Source organism: Pseudomonas sp. FW215-R2 (genome assembly GCF_058789255.1).
Window position 1 is genome coordinate 316,304 of the sequence record NZ_JBYTBO010000005.1, and the last position, 16,716, is coordinate 333,019.

Here is a 16,716-nt window from a genome sequence, read left to right on the forward strand (position 1 = left end):
ATTGATGGCAAACCGCCTGCGTCCCAACGCAGGCGGTTTTGTTTTCTGTCGAATCGGCAGTAAAAGCCGCAGCCAGATCAGGATGTTCTGCTTATGACGATGCCGGCCCGCCTCGCCCTGATGTTCTTCGCAGCGCTGCTCAGCGCTTGCGCCAGTCGCACTCCGCCGCCAGCCCCTGTGGTTCGCGCGCCGATTGTGTTCGGATCCTCCCAGGCTTTTTCTCCCGCTGCCGAAGACGTGCTGTTCCGTGCGCTCGGGCTGGTGGGCACGCCTTATCGCTGGGGCGGTAACACGCCGGACTCGGGCTTCGATTGCAGTGGCCTGATCGGTTTCGTTTACCGCGATGCCGCCGGCATCAGCCTGCCGCGCTCGACACGCGAGTTGATCGTCATGCAGGCGCCGAATGTCGGCAAGGAGGGTTTGCAGACCGGCGACCTGATCTTCTTCGCCACCAATGGCGGCTCTCAGGTCAGCCATGCGGGGATTTACGTCGGGGAAGGGCGCTTCGTTCACGCACCGGCCACCGGTGGCACTGTGAAGCTGGACAGCTTGTCGAAGGCCTATTGGCAGAAGGCCTACCTGAGTGCAAAGCGCGTGCTGCAGCCAGAGCATCTGGCGCATAACCCGTAGTCAGCAAACTACTCTCTTTCCATTCTGTTATGTCCATCGTTCGATGGGGTAAAGAATGCGACGATTTGTAAACCACAACTCCGTGGCGAATTACCGTCATGGCCGACTGTTGTCGTGACTGCGCCGAGAGCGCTCATATCTGTTTCGTTCAGTAAAAGCTTTGTAGTTTCGCTCTCGTGCGTCGCACGAGTTCTATTGATTGCTCTAGGAAGATCATGAAGTTCATTTTTAGGAAGTGGAAGCTCAGAGTGCTGACATTTGCCATAGTGCCAGCGTTGATTCTAGTTGTTTTTTGCTTGCTTAAAATGGGTTGGGCAGATGCCTCGACCGAAGTTCCCGGTTGGGCGGTTACACCTTTGAATTCACTGGTTTCAGCTCATAAATCTATCTGGAAGCTAGTGCTCTGCGTGGTTGCAACAACGTTGGCGTATATCTACTTCAACATCCATGAAATGCCTAGGGCCGAAGCCGTGCGGGCAGCGCGTGTTTTTGACGTCATCGGTGGCACCGTGGGCAATGTATTTTATCTTTGGGGTGGAATTCTATTTGCGTGGTCAGTGGGATCGCGTTTTATCAGTTTTATCGAGCGGATTCCCGATCAGGAAATGGCTGCATTGATGTCGGTGCTTGTGGGTGTATTTTTTGAAGTAGCGATGCGCAAACTGAAGCATTCGGTTCTTCGCCACTGATCAATTGCGCGGCGTCTTTGGTTGGGCATGCCCGCGATAGCGAAGTGCGGATCTCGCTATCGTGGGCATGAGGTTTCTGGCTCACTTTGCCGCCGAAACTCGCCACACCTTGTTCCCCACATCATCCGCCACCAGCAACCCACCTTGTTGGTCGATCACCACGCCGACCGGGCGCCCTAAAGCGTTCTCGTCCTTGTCGAGGAAGCCGGTCAGCACGTCCACTGGCGTTCCGCTCGGTTTGCCTGCGGCAAACGGGACGAAGATCACCTTGTAGCCACTGTGCGGCTTGCGATTCCACGAGCCATGCTGGCCGATGAATGCGCCCTCCTTGAATTGTGCTGGCAACGTGTTGCCCTCGGCGAACGTCAGCCCCAGTGAGGCGGTATGCGGGCCGACGGCGTAGTCGGGAGCGATGGCCTTGGCCACCATCTCTGGCTGTTGTGGTTCGACGCGGACATCGACATGCTGGCCGTAATAGCTGAATGGCCAGCCATAAAACCCGCCGTCCTTGACCGAGGTGATGTAGTCCGGCACCAGGTCGCTGCCGATCTCGTCCCGTTCGTTCACTGCTGTCCACAGCGCGCCGCTTTTGGGTTCCCAGGCCAGACCGTTGGGATTGCGAATGCCCGAGGCGAAGATCCGGTGATTGCCGGTCGCACGGTCCACTTCCCAGATTGCCGCGCGGCCTTCTTCCTGATCCAGGCCGTTTTCGCCGACGTTACTGTTCGAGCCGACTGTGACGTACAGCTTGCTGCCGTCCTTACTGGCGATGACGTTCTTGGTCCAGTGATGGTTGAGCGGGCCGCCCGGCAGATCCACGACCTTGATCGGCTGGTTCTTGATCTCGGTTACGCCGGGTTCGTAGTGAAAGCGCAGCAAGCGGTCGGTGTCGGCGACGTACAGATCGTTGCCGACCAGGGTCATACCGAACGGAGAATTCAGATTTTGTAGAAATACCGTGCGGGTTTCGGCCACGCCATCGTGATCAGCGTCGCGCAACAGGGTGATGCGATTCGGGCTGGGAACCCCGGCGCCAGCGCGGCCCATGATTTTCTTCGTCACCCAGCCACGTATCCCGTTGCCATCGTCCGGTTTCGGCGGAGCATTGGTTTCCGCCACCAGCACATCGCCATTGGGCAGCACGTAGAGCCAGCGCGGGTGATCGAGGTTTTCGGCGAATGCAGCCACTTGGGTGCCTGCGGCTGGCGTTGGTTTCGCACCCGCCGGCCAGCCGATCGCCGGGGCGATGTTCACCGTCGGGATCAGGGTCTTGTTCGGTTCGGGCAGTTTGGGGGACGGGCCGGTGCCGTCCGAGACTTGCAGGCTGGAGGATTCACCACAGGCGGTGAGCCCTCCGGCGAGTGCGATGACGAAAACGAGGTGGGGCTTGCGCATTACTGATCTTCCCTATGAATGCATTCCTAATCATAGAGAAGTACACAAGCCCGATGGTTCAACCGCTCAGCCGCGCGCCTCCTTGAACAGCACGGCAATGCCGGGGTGATAGTTGCCAGCCTCGCTGCGCAATTTGCGATAGGCATAGGGGAAATACCAGGCGACGGCGCAGGTGTGTTCCTTTTGCAGGTCGTCGACCATGTCCTGCAGTTCCTCGGGGCTGGCGCTGTGCTGGGCTTTCTGTGGGGCGACGAACAGGCAGCCGAGCTTGAGATCGCTGGCGTAGCTGATGCGCTTGGCGTCGCTGGTGATATCGGTCAGGGCCTGGGTCAGATTCAGGCTGTTGACGCGTGGCCAGCGTTGCGTCGCCTGGATGTAGGCGCGATCTTCGGCGCCGGCCAGGAACAGGTCGGCGCGGGCATTGCGCTCGCCTTCCTCGTTCTGCTTGCGGGTGGCGGTGTCGCGCAGGGTGACGAGTTCGGCCATCCACGCGGCGGCGGACAACAGGCCGAGGTTGGCCTTTTCGTCATGCCAGTACGGCGTGTCGTTGTCGCCGCGCACGGCGTTGTAGCGGTCGATACAGTCAAACCAGCGTTCCAGCACCGGGCGCAGGAATTCCAGCCGCGGATTGCTGATGATCATGCCTTGCATGGTGCTCTCCCTTGTTATTGTGATGTGCTCTCTGCATTCAAAAAGCATGGCTCTTTGATATCACTGCTGACAGTGTGGCACAAGATTGGCGTCAGATAATTGATCGACGGCAGTTATTCGCTTTCAGGGGGCCTCTTCATTTGACGCTCCACCCCCAACCCTCTAACCTTCGCGGCTTGTTTCAGGTGCTCTGTGACCGCTGTCGACAGAGTGAAACAGGGAAGCCGGTGAGGATTGTCTTCAAGCGAAGAACCATCACGATCCCGGCGCTGCCCCCGCAACGGTAAATGAGTAAAAGCTGCGTCCGATGCCACTGCTGCAAAGCGGGAAGGCGCGCAGCCAGGCCAAGGCCGCTCATGAGCCCGGAGACCGGCCTGATCCATCCAGCGGCATCACGGTGGGCGATGCCAGGCTTGTTGCCGTCTATTCTTGTGCCTGCCCGCCGTTATCCAGCCTCAACGGAGAGCTCCCCCATGACTGATTCCCCCGAACGCGACGAGCGCCACCTGGCGCGCATGCAGCGCAAAAAAGCCGTGATCGACGAGCGCATCGCCAATTCGCCAGACGAATGCGGCCTGGTGCTGGTGCTGACCGGCAATGGCAAAGGCAAAAGCAGCTCGGCGTTCGGCATGCTCGCCCGCGCCATGGGCCACGGCATGCAGTGCGGCGTGGTGCAGTTCATCAAGGGCCGCAACAGCACCGGGGAGGAGCTGTTCTTCCGCCGCTTCCCCGAGCAGGTACGCTTTCATGTGATGGGCGAAGGTTTCACCTGGGAAACCCAGGATCGCCAGCGCGACATCGCCGCTGCCGAAGCTGCATGGGAAGTGTCCCGCGAACTGCTGCGTGATCCGTCGATCGGTCTGGTGGTGCTCGATGAGCTGAACATCGCTCTCAAGCACGGTTACCTCGATCTGGATCAGGTGCTCAGCGATCTGCAGGCCCGTCCGCCGATGCAGCATGTGATCGTCACCGGCCGCGCTGCCAAGCCGGAAATGATCGAGATGGGCGACACCGTCACCGAAATGGGCATGATCAAACACGCCTTCCAGGCCGGTATCAAAGCGCAGAAAGGCGTCGAACTTTGAATCAACCACGTCACTGCCCGGCGGTATTGATCGCCGCGCCGGCCTCCGGCCAGGGCAAGACCACCGTCACCGCCGCGCTGGCCCGTCTGCACCGCAATCAGGGGCGCAAGGTTCGCGTATTCAAATGCGGCCCGGACTTTCTCGACCCGATGATCCTCGAGCGCGCCAGCGGTGCGCCGGTCTATCAACTGGACATGTGGATGGTCGGCGAGCAGGAAAGTCGACGTCTGTTGTGGGAAGCCGCCGCTGAAGCCGATCTGATCCTGATCGAAGGCGTGATGGGCTTGTTCGACGGCACACCGTCGAGCGCCGACCTGGCGCGGCATTTCGGCGTGCCGGTGCTCGGCGTGATTGATGGCACGGCCATGGCTCAGACGTTCGGCGCGCTGGCTCTGGGTCTGGCGCGCTATCAGCCGGACTTGCCGTTCGCCGGCGTGCTGGCCAACCGCGTCGGCACCGTGCGCCATGCGCAGTTGCTCGAAGGCAGCCTTACTGAAGGTTTGCGCTGGTACGGCGCGTTGTCCCGGGAAACCGGGATCGAACTGCCAAGTCGCCATCTCGGTCTGGTGCAGGCCAGCGAACTCAATGACCTCGATGTGCGCCTCGACGCCGCCGCCGAAGCGCTGGCCAGCACTTGCGAGGTAGCGCTGCCACCGGCTGTCGAATTCGCCGCACCGGAAAGCGTGAAGACCGAAAGGCTGCTCGACGGCGTGCGGATTGCCGTCGCCCGTGACGAGGCGTTTGCCTTCACCTATGGCGCCAGTCTCGATCTGTTGCGGGCGATGGGCGCGGAGCTGAGTTTCTTCTCGCCGATCCGCGATACGCAATTGCCTGATGCCGACAGCTTGTACCTGCCCGGCGGTTATCCGGAACTGCACCACGTGGCCTTGTCGCAAAACGCCGACATGCTCCGTGCGATCCGTGCGCATCACGCCGCCGGCAAACCGCTGCTCGCCGAGTGCGGCGGCATGCTGTATTTGCTCGACTCGTTGACCGATGTCGAAGGCACCCGCGCCGAACTGGTCGGTTTGCTCAAGGGTGATGCGGTGATGCAAAAACGACTGGCTGCGCTGGCTCTGCAATCGGTCGAACTGCCGGAAGGCTTGCTGCGCGGCCACACTTATCACCATTCCCTGACCACCACCGAACTGACGCCGATTGCCCGTGGCCACAGCCCCAATGGCGGGCGCGGTGCCGAAGCGGTGTATCGGGAAGGGCGGATGACTGCCTCGTACGTGCATTTTTACTTTCCGTCGAATCCGTCGGCGATTGCCGCGCTGTTGGTGCCATGACCGACAACGCATTCACTGAAACCGAGCGCGAAGCGGTCTATCGCGCCATCGCCGAACGCCGCGACATGCGCCACTTCAGCGGCGGCACGGTCGAGCCTGAATTGCTGCGCCGATTGCTTGAAGCCGCACATCAGGCGCCGAGCGTCGGTCTGATGCAGCCGTGGCGCTTCATCCGTATCAGCGACCGCGCGCTGCGTGGCCAGATCCAGAACCTTGTTGAAGAAGAACGTGTACGCACCGCCGAGGCCCTCGGCGAGCGCAGTGACGAGTTCATGAAACTCAAGGTCGAGGGCATCAACGACTGTGCGGAAGTGTTGGTCGCAGCCTTGATGGACGATCGCGAGCGACACATTTTCGGCCGTCGCACGCTGCCGGAAATGGACATGGCCTCATTGTCCTGCGCGATCCAGAACCTTTGGCTGGCGGCGCGCGCCGAAGGCCTGGGCATGGGCTGGGTGTCGCTGTTCGAACCGCAGGCGCTGGCCGATCTGCTGAAACTGCCGGCCGGGGCCAAGCCGCTGGCGGTTCTGTGTCTGGGACCGGTCAAGGAATTCTATCCGGCGCCGATGCTGGTACTCGAAGGGTGGGCGCAGGCGCGTCCGCTCAATGAGCTGCTGTATGAAAATTTCTGGGGAGTGAGTCAATGAGTGTGGCGTTGTTGAGTGTCGCCGCGGTCGCGCTGGATGCGCTGCTGGGTGAACCGAAACGCTGGCATCCGCTGGTGGCGTTCGGCAATTTCGCCGGGCGCATCGAGCAACGTTTCAATAGCGGTGGTCGCGGCTGGCGCAGCCATGGCGTCACCGCGTGGGTGATCGCGGTGCTGCCGCTGACCCTGCTGGCCACGGCATTGTCCTGGGCGCCGTATGTGGGCTGGGTGGTCGAGATTCTCGCGCTGTATTGCGCCCTCGGCATGCGCAGTCTCGGCGAGCACGTCGAGCCGGTGGCCAAGGCCCTGCGCAGCGATGATCTGGAAGAAGCGCGCAAACGCGTGGGTTATCTGGTCAGCCGTCAGACCAGTGAGCTGGACAGCACCGCTGTCGCCCGTGCAGCCACCGAGTCGGTGCTGGAGAACGGCAGCGATGCCGTGTTCGCCGCACTGTTCTGGTTTGCCGTGGCCGGTGCGCCGGGCGTGGTGCTCTATCGTCTGAGCAATACGCTCGACGCGATGTGGGGCTATCGCAACGAACGCTTCGAGCGTTTCGGCTGGGCGGCGGCGAAGATCGACGACGTCCTCAACTACATTCCTGCGCGGCTGGTGGCGTTGACCTACGCGCTGCTGGGCAAGACCCGACTGGCGCTGAAATGCTGGCGCACCCAGGCGCCGAAATGGGACAGCCCGAACGCAGGTCCAGTGATGGCCGCCGGCGCGGGTGCGCTGGGCGTCGAGTTGGGCGGGCCGGCGATCTATCACGGCGAGCTGCACGAGCGTCCGCAACTGGGCGAAGGCACGCCAGCCGACGCCGATTCCATCGATCGCGGCTGGCAATTGGTCCAGCGCGGGGTATGGTTATGGCTGCTGATTCTCTGCGTGGGGGCTGAATTCTATGCTTGAGCACGGTGGCCGGCTGCGCAGGGCGGCGCTCGAATACGGCATCGCGGAAGAAGACTGGCTCGACCTGTCCACTGGCCTCGCGCCATGGCCGTTTCCGGTTCCGGACATTCCGCTGCGGGCCTGGGCGCGTTTGCCGGAAACCGATGACGGTCTGGAGCAGGCGGCGTGCGACTACTACGGTGCCGCGCAAGTGTTGCCGGTGGCCGGTTCGCAGATGGCCATTCAGTTGCTGCCGCGTTTGCGTCGGGCTGGCAAGGTCGGTGTGTTGTCGCCGTGTTATGCCGAACATGCCGAAGCCTGGCGGCGCAGTGGTTACATCGTGCGCGAAGTGCTGGAGCAGGAAGTCGATTTTTTCCTCGACAGCCTCGACGTGCTGGTGGTGGTCAATCCGAACAATCCCACGGGCCTGAGCCTGACCCCGGCGCGCTTGCTCGACTGGCATGCGCGGCTGGCCCAGCGCGGTGGCTGGCTGGTGGTCGACGAAGCGTTCATGGACAACACGCCGCAGTTGAGCCTGGCTCCGCATGCGCATCAGGTCGGACTGATCGTGTTGCGTTCGTTCGGCAAGTTTTTCGGCCTGGCCGGTGTGCGGCTGGGGTTCGTGCTGGCCGAGCGCAAACTGCTCAGGTTGCTGGCCGAGCAGGTCGGACCCTGGGCCGTCAGCGGGCCGACCCGCGTGTTGGGTCAAGCCTGCCTGCAAGACACCGAAGGTCATACCCGCCAGCGGATCCGCAGTGACGAGGTCAGTGAACGGCTGGCTGCGCTGCTCGAACGCTACGGCTTCAAGCCTCAGGGTGGTTGCGCGCTGTTTCAGTGGCTGATCACCGAACACGCCGCCGCGCTGCACGAGTTCATGGCCCGCCGCGGCATTCTCCTGCGCCTCTTCGCGCACAACAGCAGCCTGCGTTTCGGCCTGCCCGCCAACGCCGCCGATGAAGTGCGCCTTGAGCAAGCCCTGCAAGCCTTTGCCCTGGACCGCTCTATGGAAAACCAACCAGCATGACCACATTAATGGTGCAGGGCACCACCTCCGACGCCGGCAAAAGCACGCTGGTGACGGCGCTGTGCCGCTGGGCAACCCGCCAGGGCGTTGCCGTGGTGCCATTCAAACCGCAGAACATGGCGCTCAACAGCGCGGTGACTGCTGACGGCGGCGAGATCGGCCGGGCACAAGCGGTGCAGGCGCAAGCGGCTCACCTTGAGCCGCACACCGACATGAACCCGGTGCTGCTCAAGCCCAACAGCGACACCGGCGCCCAGGTCATCATCCACGGTCGCGCGGTCACCAGCATGAACGCTGTCGCCTATCACGACTACAAAGCCATCGCCATGCAGGCGGTTCTCGCTTCCCATGAACGCTTGAGCACTGCTTATCCGTTGGTGATGGTCGAAGGCGCGGGCTCGCCGGCAGAGATCAACCTGCGCGCCGGCGACATCGCCAACATGGGTTTCGCCGAAGCGGTGGATTGCCCGGTTTTGTTGATTGCCGACATCAACCGTGGCGGCGTGTTTGCCCATCTGGTCGGCACGCTGGAGCTGCTGTCGCCGAGTGAGCAGGCGCGAGTCAAAGGCTTCATCATCAACCGTTTTCGCGGTGACATCGCCTTGCTGCAACCGGGCCTCGACTGGCTGGAGCAGCGCACCGGCAAACCAGTGGTGGGCGTGCTGCCGTACGTGATGGACCTGCATCTGGAGGCCGAGGACGGCATCGATCAGCGCCAGACCGACAAGGCCGAGCAAGTCTTGAAAGTGGTGGTGCCGGTGCTGCCGCGCATCAGCAACCACACCGATTTCGATCCTCTGCGACTGCATCCTCAGGTGGATCTGCAATTCATCGGCCCGGGGCAAGCGATTCCGCCGGCCGATCTGATCATCCTGCCGGGCTCGAAAAGCGTGCGCAGCGACCTGGCGTATCTGCGCACCAATGGCTGGGAATCCGCCATCAGCCGACATCTGCGTTACGGCGGCAAGCTGCTGGGAATCTGCGGCGGTCTGCAAATGCTCGGCGAGCGGGTCCATGATCCGCTGGGCCTGGAAGGCGCGCCGGGCTCCAGCGCCGGTCTGGGGCTGCTGGCGTTTGAAACGCAGCTCGAAGCCGAGAAGCAATTGCGCAATGTGCGCGGGCGTCTGGCGCTGGAAGATGCCGAGGTCAGCGGTTATGAAATTCATGCCGGCGTGACCACGGGAGCTGCGCTGGAAAACGCCGCTGTGCATCTGGACGACGGCCGTTGCGACGGCGCGCAAAGTCTCGACGGGCAGATTTTCGGCACTTACCTGCACGGCCTGTTCGAATCTCCCGCAGCCAGTACCGCGCTGTTGCGCTGGGCCGGTCTGAACGATGTGCAGGAAGTGGATTACCACGGCCTGCGCGAACGCGACATCGAGCGGCTGGCGGATCTGGTGGAGAAGCATCTGGATACCGGGCTGTTACGTGAACTCTGTGGAATGTCCCCATGCTCCAACTGATCCTCGGCGGCGCCCGCTCCGGCAAAAGTCGCCTGGCTGAAAAACTCGCCACTGACAGCGCGCTGGCCGTGACGTACATCGCCACCAGTCAGCCGCTGGATGGCGAGATGAATGAACGCGTCGCTCATCACCGCGCGCGCCGTCCCGCCGAATGGGCGCTGATCGAAGAACCGCTGGAGCTGGCCCGGGTCCTGCGCGAAACCGCCAGTGCCGAACGTTGCCTGCTGGTGGATTGCCTGACCCTGTGGCTGACCAATCTGCTGATGCTCGAAGACGCCGAACGCCTCGCTGCCGAACGCGAAGCCCTGCTCGAATGCCTGGCGTCGCTGCCGGGTGAAATCATTTTTGTCAGCAACGAGACCGGAATGGGTGTCGTGCCGCTGGGCGAATTGACTCGCCGCTACGTCGATGAAGCCGGTTGGCTGCATCAAGCTCTGGCCGAGCGTTGTCAGCGAGTCGTCCTGACGGTTGCCGGCCTGCCCCTGACTCTGAAAGGACCTGCGTTATGACCCAAGCCTGGTGGCTGAACCCGTGCAAACCGGTGGATACGGACGCCGTTGAAAACGCGGCGGCGCGTCAGCAGCAATTGACCAAACCCGCCGGCTCCCTCGGGCAGCTCGAATCGGTGGCGGTGCAACTGGCCGGATTGCAGGGCCAGATCAAACCGCGCCTCGATCAGGTCTGGATCGCGATTTTTGCCGGTGATCACGGCGTCGTAGCCGAAGGGGTTTCCGCGTTCCCGCAGGAAGTCACCGGACAGATGCTGTTGAACTTCGTCAGCGGTGGCGCGGCGATCAGTGTGCTGGCGCGACAACTCGGCGCGCAGCTGGAAGTGGTGGATCTGGGCACCGTGACCCCGTCGCTGAACCTTCCGGGCGTGCGTCATCTGAACATCGGCCCGGGCACGGCGAATTTCGCCAAGGGCCCGGCGATGACTTCGGCCCAGGGCGATCTGGCCCTGCAAGCCGGCCGCGACAGCGTGCTGCGCGCGAAGGCGGCGGGTGCGCAACTGTTCATCGGTGGCGAAATGGGCATCGGCAACACCACGGCTGCCAGTGCGCTGGCCTGTGCGCTGCTCGATTGCCCGGTGGTTCATCTGACCGGTCCCGGCACCGGGCTGAATGCCGACGGCGTCAGCCACAAGGCGCAGGTGATCGAGCGGGCACTGGCGCTGCACGCGGCGCAGCGCGGTGATGCGTTGCAGACCCTGTTCAATCTCGGCGGCTTCGAGATTGCGGCTTTGGTCGGCGCGTATCTGGCCTGTGCTCAGGAAGGCGTGGCGGTGCTGGTGGACGGTTTCATCTGCACGGTTGCGGCGTTGGTGGCGGTGCGGCTGAATCCGGCCTGCCGTGAATGGCTGCTGTTCGGGCATCGCGGTGCGGAACCGGGTCATCGTCATGTGCTGGAAACCCTCAGTGCCGAACCGCTGCTCGAATTGGGCCTGCGTCTGGGCGAGGGCAGTGGCGCGGCGCTGGCGGTGCCGTTGCTGCGTCTGGCCTGCGATCTGCACGGCCAGATGGCGACCTTCGCCGAAGCCGCGGTGGCGGATCGCCCGGCATGACCTTGCGTCTGGACCTGCTGCGCCACGGTGAAACCGAGCTCGGCGGCGGCCTGCGCGGCAGTCTCGACGATGCACTGACCGAAAAGGGCTGGGCGCAGATGCGCGAGGCGGTGATCGGTCAGGGGCCGTGGGATCGGCTGGTCAGTTCGCCGTTGCAGCGTTGCGCGCGATTCGCTGAAGAGTTGGGTGCGCAACGGGATCTGTCGGTGTCTCTGGACAAGGATCTGCAAGAGCTGCATTTCGGTGCCTGGGAAGGGCAGAGCGCAGCGGCGTTGATGGAAACCGATGCCGAAGCGCTTGGGCTGTTTTGGGCTGATCCGTATGGGTTTACCCCGCCGCAGGGTGAGCCGGTCAGTGATTTTTCTGCGCGGGTGCTGGCGGCGGTCATGCGCTTGCATGCGGCTCATGCGGGAGAGCGGGTGTTGCTGGTCAGTCATGGCGGCGTCATGCGTCTGTTGCTGGCTCGCGCCCGTGGTTTGCCCCGAGAGCAGTTGCTCAATGTCGAAGTCGGTCACGGAGCGTTGTTTTCCTTGATCGTCGAGGCCGATGGTTCGCTCAAGGAAGTGCACTGACATGCTGCCCCTGTGGATCGCCCTGCAATTTCTCAGCAGCCTGCCGATTCGTCTGCCGGGCATGCCAGCGCCCGAAGAACTCGGCCGCTCGCTGCTGTTTTATCCGCTGGTGGGATTGCTGTTCGGCGTGATTCTCTGGGCGCTGAACGTTGCGTTGGCTGGCGCGCCGTTGCTGCTGCATGCCGCGTTGCTGCTGACGGTGTGGGTGCTGCTCAGCGGCGCGCTGCACCTTGATGGATTGGCGGACAGCGCCGATGCGTGGCTCGGCGGTTTCGGTGATCGCGAGCGTACGCTGACGATCATGAAGGATCCGCGCAGCGGGCCGATTGCGGTGGTAACGTTGGTGCTGGTGTTGGTGCTCAAGTACGCCGCGTTGCTGGCGTTGATCGAAAAGCAGCAGGGCATGGCATTGGTCATTGTGCCGCTACTTGGGCGGGCAGCACTGCTCGGACTGTTCCTCACGACAACCTATGTGCGGGCTGGCGGGTTAGGGCAGGCGCTGGCCGATCATCTGCCGCGCAAAACGGGTTGGCAGGTGCTGGCGATGAGTGCGGCGGCGTGCGTGTTGATTGCCGGGTTCAATGCTGTCGTGGCGCTGCTGCTTTCGGTCGTCGTATTCATCTGGCTGCGGCATTTGATGGTGCGGCGACTGGGTGGAACCACGGGCGATACGGCCGGCGCACTGCTGGAATTGCTGGAGATGTCAGTGCTGGTCGGGCTGGCCTTGTTTTGATAAGTAACTTTGATCTGTAACTTGATTTAACACAGTCGCGGGTATATACACGCATCATGCTTCCTTCTCAGTGTTTGTGCACCAACCTGCGTCGCGCCGCGCGTGGCGTCAGCAGGCATTACGACGGCGCTCTCGACGGCTTCGGGATCAACGTTGCCCAGTATTCTCTGCTGTGCAACCTGCAGCGTCTGGATCAACCGAGCATTTCCGAACTGGCCGAGGCCATGGGCCTGGATCGCAGCACCCTCGGACGCAATCTGCGGGTGCTGGAAGGCGAAGGTCTCGTGGCGCTGGCCGAAGGCGAAGACATGCGCAACCGCATCGTCCGGCTCACCGAAACCGGCGCACAACGCCTGGCAGCGGCCCTGCCGGCCTGGGAAGCGGCGCAACAGCGGTTGATCGACCGACTGGGTGCCGAGAAGCGTGAAACCTTGCTGCGGCTATTGGATGAACTGGCCTGAGGGCCGGTTTTTTCCGAATCTAAGCGGGTATATACCCGCGACTGGAGAATAACAATGAGTTCGATGTGGCGTACGTGCGGTTGGGTGTTGCTGGGGAGTGCGCTGATTCTGGCGTTGTCATTGGGCGTGCGGCACGGCTTCGGATTGTTCCTGTCGCCGATGAGCGCCCAGTTCGGCTGGGGGCGTGAAGTGTTCGCCTTCGCCATTGCCTTGCAGAACCTGATCTGGGGTCTGGCGCAACCGTTCACCGGCGCACTGGCCGACCGTTTTGGCGCAGCGAAAGTGGTGCTGATCGGCGGCGTGCTCTACGCCTTGGGGCTGGTGTTCATGGGCCTGTCGGAAACAGCGTTGGGTCTGTCCCTGAGCGCCGGTTTGCTGATCGGTATCGGCCTGTCCGGCACATCGTTCTCGGTGATCCTCGGCGTGGTCGGCCGCGCCGTGCCGCCGGAGAAGCGCAGCATGGGCATGGGCATTGCCAGCGCCGCCGGGTCCTTTGGCCAGTTCGCCATGTTGCCAGGCACCCTCGGGCTGATCGGCTGGCTGGGCTGGTCTGCCGCGTTGCTGGTGCTGGGTTTGCTGGTGGCGCTGATCGTGCCGCTGGTGAGCATGCTCAAGGACAAGCCACTGCCGGTGCTCGGGCATGAGCAAACCCTGTCTGAAGCCTTGCGCGAGGCCTGCTCGCACTCCGGGTTCTGGCTGCTGGCGTTCGGCTTCTTCGTCTGCGGTTTCCAGGTGGTGTTCATCGGCGTGCACCTGCCGGCCTATCTGGTCGACCAGCATCTGCCGGCGACCGTCGGCACTACCGTGCTGGCGTTGATCGGGTTGTTCAACATCTTCGGCACCTACACCGCCGGCTGGCTGGGCGGGCGCATGTCCAAGCCGCGTCTGCTGACCGGTTTGTACTTGCTGCGAGCGGTGGTGATCGGGCTGTTCCTGTGGCTGCCGGTGACGACGACCACGGCGTATCTGTTCGGCATGGCCATGGGTTTCCTGTGGCTGTCGACCGTGCCGTTGACCAACGGTACGGTGGCGACCTTGTTTGGCGTGCGAAACCTGTCCATGCTCGGTGGGATCGTGTTCCTGTTCCATCAGCTCGGCTCGTTCCTCGGCGGCTGGCTGGGCGGGGTGGTGTATGACCGTACAGGGAGTTATGACTTGATCTGGCAAGTGGCGATTCTCTTGAGCCTGTTGGCGGCTGCGCTGAACTGGCCAGTGCGCGAGCGTCCGGTCGAGCGTCTGCAAACCCACGCGAGCGCTGCATGAACGGCTACTGGCCTCGAATGCTGGCCATCGCAGTCGGTGCCGCGTTGCTGGCGCTGGTGTGGTGGGGCTGGCACCAGGGCGGCCTGGCGCTGATGCAGTTGGGCTTGGGCGCTTGCTTGTAGGCTTTGAGGGCGAGTAACGTCGGGTTCTGACGAATGCATCAAGGAAGCCCGACATGCTCAAGCGCTGGTGTGCTGTTCCCGCGTTGCTGATGGCGTTGACCGGACTGGCCCAGGCCGCGGACTGTCCGGAGCTGCTGCAAGGCTCGTTGCCCAAGTTGCGGGCCAAGGAATCCATCGACCTGTGCCAGCACTACGCCGACAAACCGCTGGTGGTGATCAATACTGCCAGCTTCTGTGGTTTCGCTCCGCAGTTCGAAGGCCTTGAAGCGCTCAATCAGCGCTACAAGGCGCAAGGGTTGGAGATGCTTGGCGTGCCCTCCAATGACTTCAAGCAGGAGTCCAAGGACAGCGCCGAGACCGCCAAGGTCTGCTACGCCAACTACGGCGTGACCTTCACCATGACCGAGCCACAGAAAGTCCGCGGTGACGGTGCCACCCACCTGTTCCAGGTACTGGCCGCGCAAAGCAGCGCGCCGAAGTGGAATTTCTACAAATACGTGGTCGACCGCCAGGGCAAGGTGATTGCCAATTTCTCCAGCCTGACCAAGCCTGACGATCCGGAGTTTTTGGCGGCCATCGAGAAAGCCATCGCGTCGAAACCCCTGAAACCCTGATCGACGCCCACTAAAAAGCCCCGCCTCTGTCGAGAGAGCGGGGCTTTTTAGTGGGCGAGGGGTTAGCCTCGCCGTACAGCATCAGAAGCGGTAGGTTGCGCCAACACCGAAACCGTTTGCCGAGTTTTCATACTTGGAATCGTAGGTCTGACCGCGATCGTTCTCGTTGCGGATGCTGACTTTCTCTTCCTGCAGGTACGAGTAAGCGACGTCGATGGTCAGGTCTTCGGTCGGGCTCCAGCCGGCACCGATGCTGAAGATCGTACGGTCGCCGGTAGGGATGCGTGGCGAACGGTCGACGTTGTTGGTCGGCGACTGGTCGAAGGTCAGACCGGTGCGCAGTACCCATTCCTTGTTCAACTGGTAGGACGTACCGATGGCGTATGCCCAGGTGTCATGCCAGTTCTGTTCTTCGGTGATCTCGCCGAACTGGCCAGCCAGTGCAGGTTGAACGCCGGAGTTCTTGACGGTGATTTTTTCCAGCTGGCTCCAACGGGTCCAGGTAGTACCGGCGTAGACGTTCCAGCGATCGTTGATCGCCTGAGTGACCGAGAAGTCCACGGATTCAGGTGTGGTGATCTTCAGCGAAGCGTCGTACTTCTGGCTGGAGCTGAGGCCGGCCAGGGCCAGGGCGCCGTAGTTGACCTTGGTGTTGCCTTCGAGCTTGTAGTCGACTTTCGAGTGGTAAGTCAGACCCAGGCGAGTGGTGTCGGTCGCTTGTACCAGCACACCGATGTTGTAGCCCAGTGCAGTGTCGTCACCCTTGATCTTGACCTTGCCGTCCGGCAGGGCCTGAGTGATCGACAGGTTGGATTCCAGGGTGCCGTCGATACGGTTGATGGTCGGACCGAAGCCGATCGACACGACGTCGTTGAACTTGTAGCTGACAGTCGGCTGGAAGGTGATGACTTGTACTTCGGACTTGCTGCCGAAGTAACGGCCGGCAAAGCCTTTTTCATAGTCGGTAATCAGGCCGAAGGGTACGTAGACACCCAGGCCGAATGCCCAATGCTCGTCGATCGGCTTGACGTAGTAGCCCATAGGTACGGAGGTAAAGGGCACCATGTCGCCTTTGTTGCTGCCGCCGTTAGGGCTGGAGCGACCATCGCTGATATCGGTCTTGGCGTCGAGGAATGCAACACCACCGGTGACTTGTTCGCGCGTGATGCGCGACATGCCGGCAGGGTTGCCATAAACAGTGCTTGCGTCGTCGGCAGAAGAAGATCGCCCGGCGTACCCAGTCCCCATCCCGCTGATGCTGTGTTCGTTGATGGCAAAGCCAGCTGCGAAAATCTGGGTGGATGCCAAGGAAACGGCGAGGCTAAGGGTGGTTTTGAGCATTACTTTTTTCATTATTAGAACTCCTGGTGATCACCGGGGCGAAAATTACCAACATTTTCGTCCCAGCGCTATAGTCCGTATGGCTTGAGTTAGAGCGGTTTTGTAGGACAATCCGACCAGATTCGCGACCCGTTGGACGATCTTGCGAAACTGGCGAGTCAGCACGCGACCTGATTCAGCGGTGAAACACAGGTCTGCCATGCACAGGTGAAGTCACGCAGGCGACCCTGGGGCTGAAAGGTCTGACGCCAGATACGCGCCATTCCCAGCAGGTCGTCCGGGTCGGGGA

The 16,716-nt window shown here is 62.1% G+C and carries 19 protein-coding genes and 1 riboswitch; of the genes, 16 read left to right on the top strand and 3 right to left on the bottom strand.

Going from position 1 to position 16,716, the window contains the following annotated elements:
- Positions 1-93 precede the first annotated feature (93 nt).
- Positions 94-630 carry a C40 family peptidase gene (locus AC3WRD_RS09950; RefSeq protein WP_096822989.1) on the top strand — a complete coding sequence of 179 codons (537 nt, stop codon included), beginning with the start codon at positions 94-96 and terminating at the stop codon, positions 628-630.
- 215 nt (positions 631-845) lie between these two features.
- Positions 846-1,319 carry a hypothetical protein gene (locus tag AC3WRD_RS09955; protein ID WP_102620376.1) on the top strand — a complete coding sequence of 158 codons (474 nt, stop codon included), beginning with the start codon at positions 846-848 and terminating at the stop codon, positions 1,317-1,319.
- An 81-nt stretch (positions 1,320-1,400) separates the two neighbouring features.
- Here the strand turns inward: AC3WRD_RS09955 and AC3WRD_RS09960 are convergent, their stop codons facing one another.
- Together AC3WRD_RS09960 and AC3WRD_RS09965 are read right to left on the bottom strand one after the other, a co-directional pair.
- On the bottom strand, positions 1,401-2,714 hold the full coding sequence (locus tag AC3WRD_RS09960) for a PQQ-dependent sugar dehydrogenase (RefSeq protein WP_102620377.1): 1,314 nt from the start codon (positions 2,712-2,714) through the stop codon (positions 1,401-1,403).
- Between the two features lie 66 nt (positions 2,715-2,780).
- Complete coding sequence (locus AC3WRD_RS09965; protein WP_102620378.1) at positions 2,781-3,365, bottom strand: hypothetical protein; 585 nt, start codon at positions 3,363-3,365, stop codon at positions 2,781-2,783.
- A 166-nt stretch (positions 3,366-3,531) separates the two neighbouring features.
- Positions 3,532-3,757: riboswitch (cobalamin riboswitch) on the top strand.
- 81 nt (positions 3,758-3,838) lie between these two features.
- On the opposite strand from AC3WRD_RS09965, the gene cobO reads away from it, so the two are divergent.
- The 14 genes from cobO to AC3WRD_RS10035 are packed head-to-tail and all read left to right on the top strand — an operon-like array spanning position 3,839 to position 15,086.
- Positions 3,839-4,450 carry a cob(I)yrinic acid a,c-diamide adenosyltransferase gene (gene cobO / locus AC3WRD_RS09970; protein WP_007950401.1) on the top strand — a complete coding sequence of 204 codons (612 nt, stop codon included), beginning with the start codon at positions 3,839-3,841 and terminating at the stop codon, positions 4,448-4,450.
- Complete coding sequence (locus tag AC3WRD_RS09975; protein ID WP_102620379.1) at positions 4,447-5,742, top strand: cobyrinic acid a,c-diamide synthase CobB; 1,296 nt, start codon at positions 4,447-4,449, stop codon at positions 5,740-5,742. The genes cobO and AC3WRD_RS09975 overlap by 4 nt, the downstream gene beginning before the upstream one ends.
- Positions 5,739-6,389, top strand: coding sequence for a 5,6-dimethylbenzimidazole synthase (bluB, locus tag AC3WRD_RS09980; RefSeq protein ID WP_102620380.1), 651 nt, complete (start codon positions 5,739-5,741; stop codon positions 6,387-6,389). Before AC3WRD_RS09975 ends, bluB begins: the two co-directional genes overlap by 4 nt.
- On the top strand, positions 6,386-7,294 hold the full coding sequence (gene cbiB / locus AC3WRD_RS09985; protein WP_102620381.1) for an adenosylcobinamide-phosphate synthase CbiB: 909 nt from the start codon (positions 6,386-6,388) through the stop codon (positions 7,292-7,294). The genes bluB and cbiB overlap by 4 nt, the downstream gene beginning before the upstream one ends.
- Positions 7,287-8,297, top strand: a complete 1,011-nt coding sequence (gene cobD, locus AC3WRD_RS09990) for a threonine-phosphate decarboxylase CobD (protein WP_102620382.1) — start codon at positions 7,287-7,289, stop codon at positions 8,295-8,297. Before cbiB ends, cobD begins: the two co-directional genes overlap by 8 nt.
- A complete protein-coding gene (locus tag AC3WRD_RS09995) occupies positions 8,294-9,760 on the top strand; it encodes a cobyric acid synthase (protein WP_102620383.1) in 1,467 nt (488 codons plus the stop codon). Before cobD ends, AC3WRD_RS09995 begins: the two co-directional genes overlap by 4 nt.
- Positions 9,748-10,269 carry a bifunctional adenosylcobinamide kinase/adenosylcobinamide-phosphate guanylyltransferase gene (cobU, locus tag AC3WRD_RS10000; protein ID WP_096822997.1) on the top strand — a complete coding sequence of 174 codons (522 nt, stop codon included), beginning with the start codon at positions 9,748-9,750 and terminating at the stop codon, positions 10,267-10,269. The genes AC3WRD_RS09995 and cobU overlap by 13 nt, the downstream gene beginning before the upstream one ends.
- A complete protein-coding gene (gene cobT, locus AC3WRD_RS10005; RefSeq protein WP_102620384.1) occupies positions 10,266-11,321 on the top strand; it encodes a nicotinate-nucleotide--dimethylbenzimidazole phosphoribosyltransferase in 1,056 nt (351 codons plus the stop codon). The genes cobU and cobT overlap by 4 nt, the downstream gene beginning before the upstream one ends.
- Positions 11,318-11,893, top strand: a complete 576-nt coding sequence (gene cobC, locus AC3WRD_RS10010; protein ID WP_102620385.1) for an alpha-ribazole phosphatase family protein — start codon at positions 11,318-11,320, stop codon at positions 11,891-11,893. Before cobT ends, cobC begins: the two co-directional genes overlap by 4 nt.
- A gap of 1 nt (position 11,894) precedes the next feature.
- Positions 11,895-12,626 carry an adenosylcobinamide-GDP ribazoletransferase gene (locus tag AC3WRD_RS10015; protein ID WP_102620386.1) on the top strand — a complete coding sequence of 244 codons (732 nt, stop codon included), beginning with the start codon at positions 11,895-11,897 and terminating at the stop codon, positions 12,624-12,626.
- 56 nt (positions 12,627-12,682) lie between these two features.
- Entirely contained in the window at positions 12,683-13,087 is a 405-nt protein-coding gene (locus AC3WRD_RS10020; RefSeq protein ID WP_007950413.1) for a MarR family winged helix-turn-helix transcriptional regulator, read from the top strand.
- Between the two features lie 54 nt (positions 13,088-13,141).
- Entirely contained in the window at positions 13,142-14,350 is a 1,209-nt protein-coding gene (locus tag AC3WRD_RS10025) for an MFS transporter (RefSeq protein WP_096823001.1), read from the top strand.
- Positions 14,347-14,472 carry a hypothetical protein gene (locus tag AC3WRD_RS10030; protein ID WP_255261977.1) on the top strand — a complete coding sequence of 42 codons (126 nt, stop codon included), beginning with the start codon at positions 14,347-14,349 and terminating at the stop codon, positions 14,470-14,472. The genes AC3WRD_RS10025 and AC3WRD_RS10030 overlap by 4 nt, the downstream gene beginning before the upstream one ends.
- Before the next feature lie 53 nt (positions 14,473-14,525).
- Positions 14,526-15,086 carry a glutathione peroxidase gene (locus AC3WRD_RS10035; protein WP_096823002.1) on the top strand — a complete coding sequence of 187 codons (561 nt, stop codon included), beginning with the start codon at positions 14,526-14,528 and terminating at the stop codon, positions 15,084-15,086.
- Between the two features lie 81 nt (positions 15,087-15,167).
- Here AC3WRD_RS10035 and AC3WRD_RS10040 read toward each other — a convergent pair whose 3' ends face one another.
- Positions 15,168-16,439: an OmpP1/FadL family transporter gene (locus AC3WRD_RS10040; protein ID WP_096823003.1), complete on the bottom strand. Its 1,272-nt coding sequence runs from the start codon at positions 16,437-16,439 to the stop codon at positions 15,168-15,170.
- Positions 16,440-16,716 lie beyond the last annotated feature (277 nt).

Excerpts from the sequence above, each read along its gene's own strand:
- AC3WRD_RS10040 (WP_096823003.1), bottom strand. The coding sequence starts at position 16,439 with ATGAAAAAAGTAATGCTCAAAACCACCCTTAGCCTCGCCGTTTCCTTG.
- cobO (WP_007950401.1), top strand. The coding sequence starts at position 3,839 with ATGACTGATTCCCCCGAACGCGACGAGCGCCACCTGGCGCGCATGCAG.
- cobU (WP_096822997.1), top strand. The coding sequence starts at position 9,748 with ATGCTCCAACTGATCCTCGGCGGCGCCCGCTCCGGCAAAAGTCGCCTG.
- cobT (WP_102620384.1), top strand. The coding sequence starts at position 10,266 with ATGACCCAAGCCTGGTGGCTGAACCCGTGCAAACCGGTGGATACGGAC.
- AC3WRD_RS09965 (WP_102620378.1), bottom strand. The coding sequence starts at position 3,365 with ATGCAAGGCATGATCATCAGCAATCCGCGGCTGGAATTCCTGCGCCCG.
- AC3WRD_RS09955 (WP_102620376.1), top strand. The coding sequence starts at position 846 with ATGAAGTTCATTTTTAGGAAGTGGAAGCTCAGAGTGCTGACATTTGCC.
- AC3WRD_RS09995 (WP_102620383.1), top strand. The coding sequence starts at position 8,294 with ATGACCACATTAATGGTGCAGGGCACCACCTCCGACGCCGGCAAAAGC.
- AC3WRD_RS09960 (WP_102620377.1), bottom strand. The coding sequence starts at position 2,714 with ATGCGCAAGCCCCACCTCGTTTTCGTCATCGCACTCGCCGGAGGGCTC.
- AC3WRD_RS10025 (WP_096823001.1), top strand. The coding sequence starts at position 13,142 with ATGAGTTCGATGTGGCGTACGTGCGGTTGGGTGTTGCTGGGGAGTGCG.
- cbiB (WP_102620381.1), top strand. The coding sequence starts at position 6,386 with ATGAGTGTGGCGTTGTTGAGTGTCGCCGCGGTCGCGCTGGATGCGCTG.
- bluB (WP_102620380.1), top strand. The coding sequence starts at position 5,739 with ATGACCGACAACGCATTCACTGAAACCGAGCGCGAAGCGGTCTATCGC.
- cobC (WP_102620385.1), top strand. The coding sequence starts at position 11,318 with ATGACCTTGCGTCTGGACCTGCTGCGCCACGGTGAAACCGAGCTCGGC.
- cobD (WP_102620382.1), top strand. The coding sequence starts at position 7,287 with ATGCTTGAGCACGGTGGCCGGCTGCGCAGGGCGGCGCTCGAATACGGC.
- AC3WRD_RS09950 (WP_096822989.1), top strand. The coding sequence starts at position 94 with ATGACGATGCCGGCCCGCCTCGCCCTGATGTTCTTCGCAGCGCTGCTC.
- AC3WRD_RS10035 (WP_096823002.1), top strand. The coding sequence starts at position 14,526 with ATGCTCAAGCGCTGGTGTGCTGTTCCCGCGTTGCTGATGGCGTTGACC.
- AC3WRD_RS10030 (WP_255261977.1), top strand. The coding sequence starts at position 14,347 with ATGAACGGCTACTGGCCTCGAATGCTGGCCATCGCAGTCGGTGCCGCG.
- AC3WRD_RS10020 (WP_007950413.1), top strand. The coding sequence starts at position 12,683 with ATGCTTCCTTCTCAGTGTTTGTGCACCAACCTGCGTCGCGCCGCGCGT.
- AC3WRD_RS10015 (WP_102620386.1), top strand. The coding sequence starts at position 11,895 with ATGCTGCCCCTGTGGATCGCCCTGCAATTTCTCAGCAGCCTGCCGATT.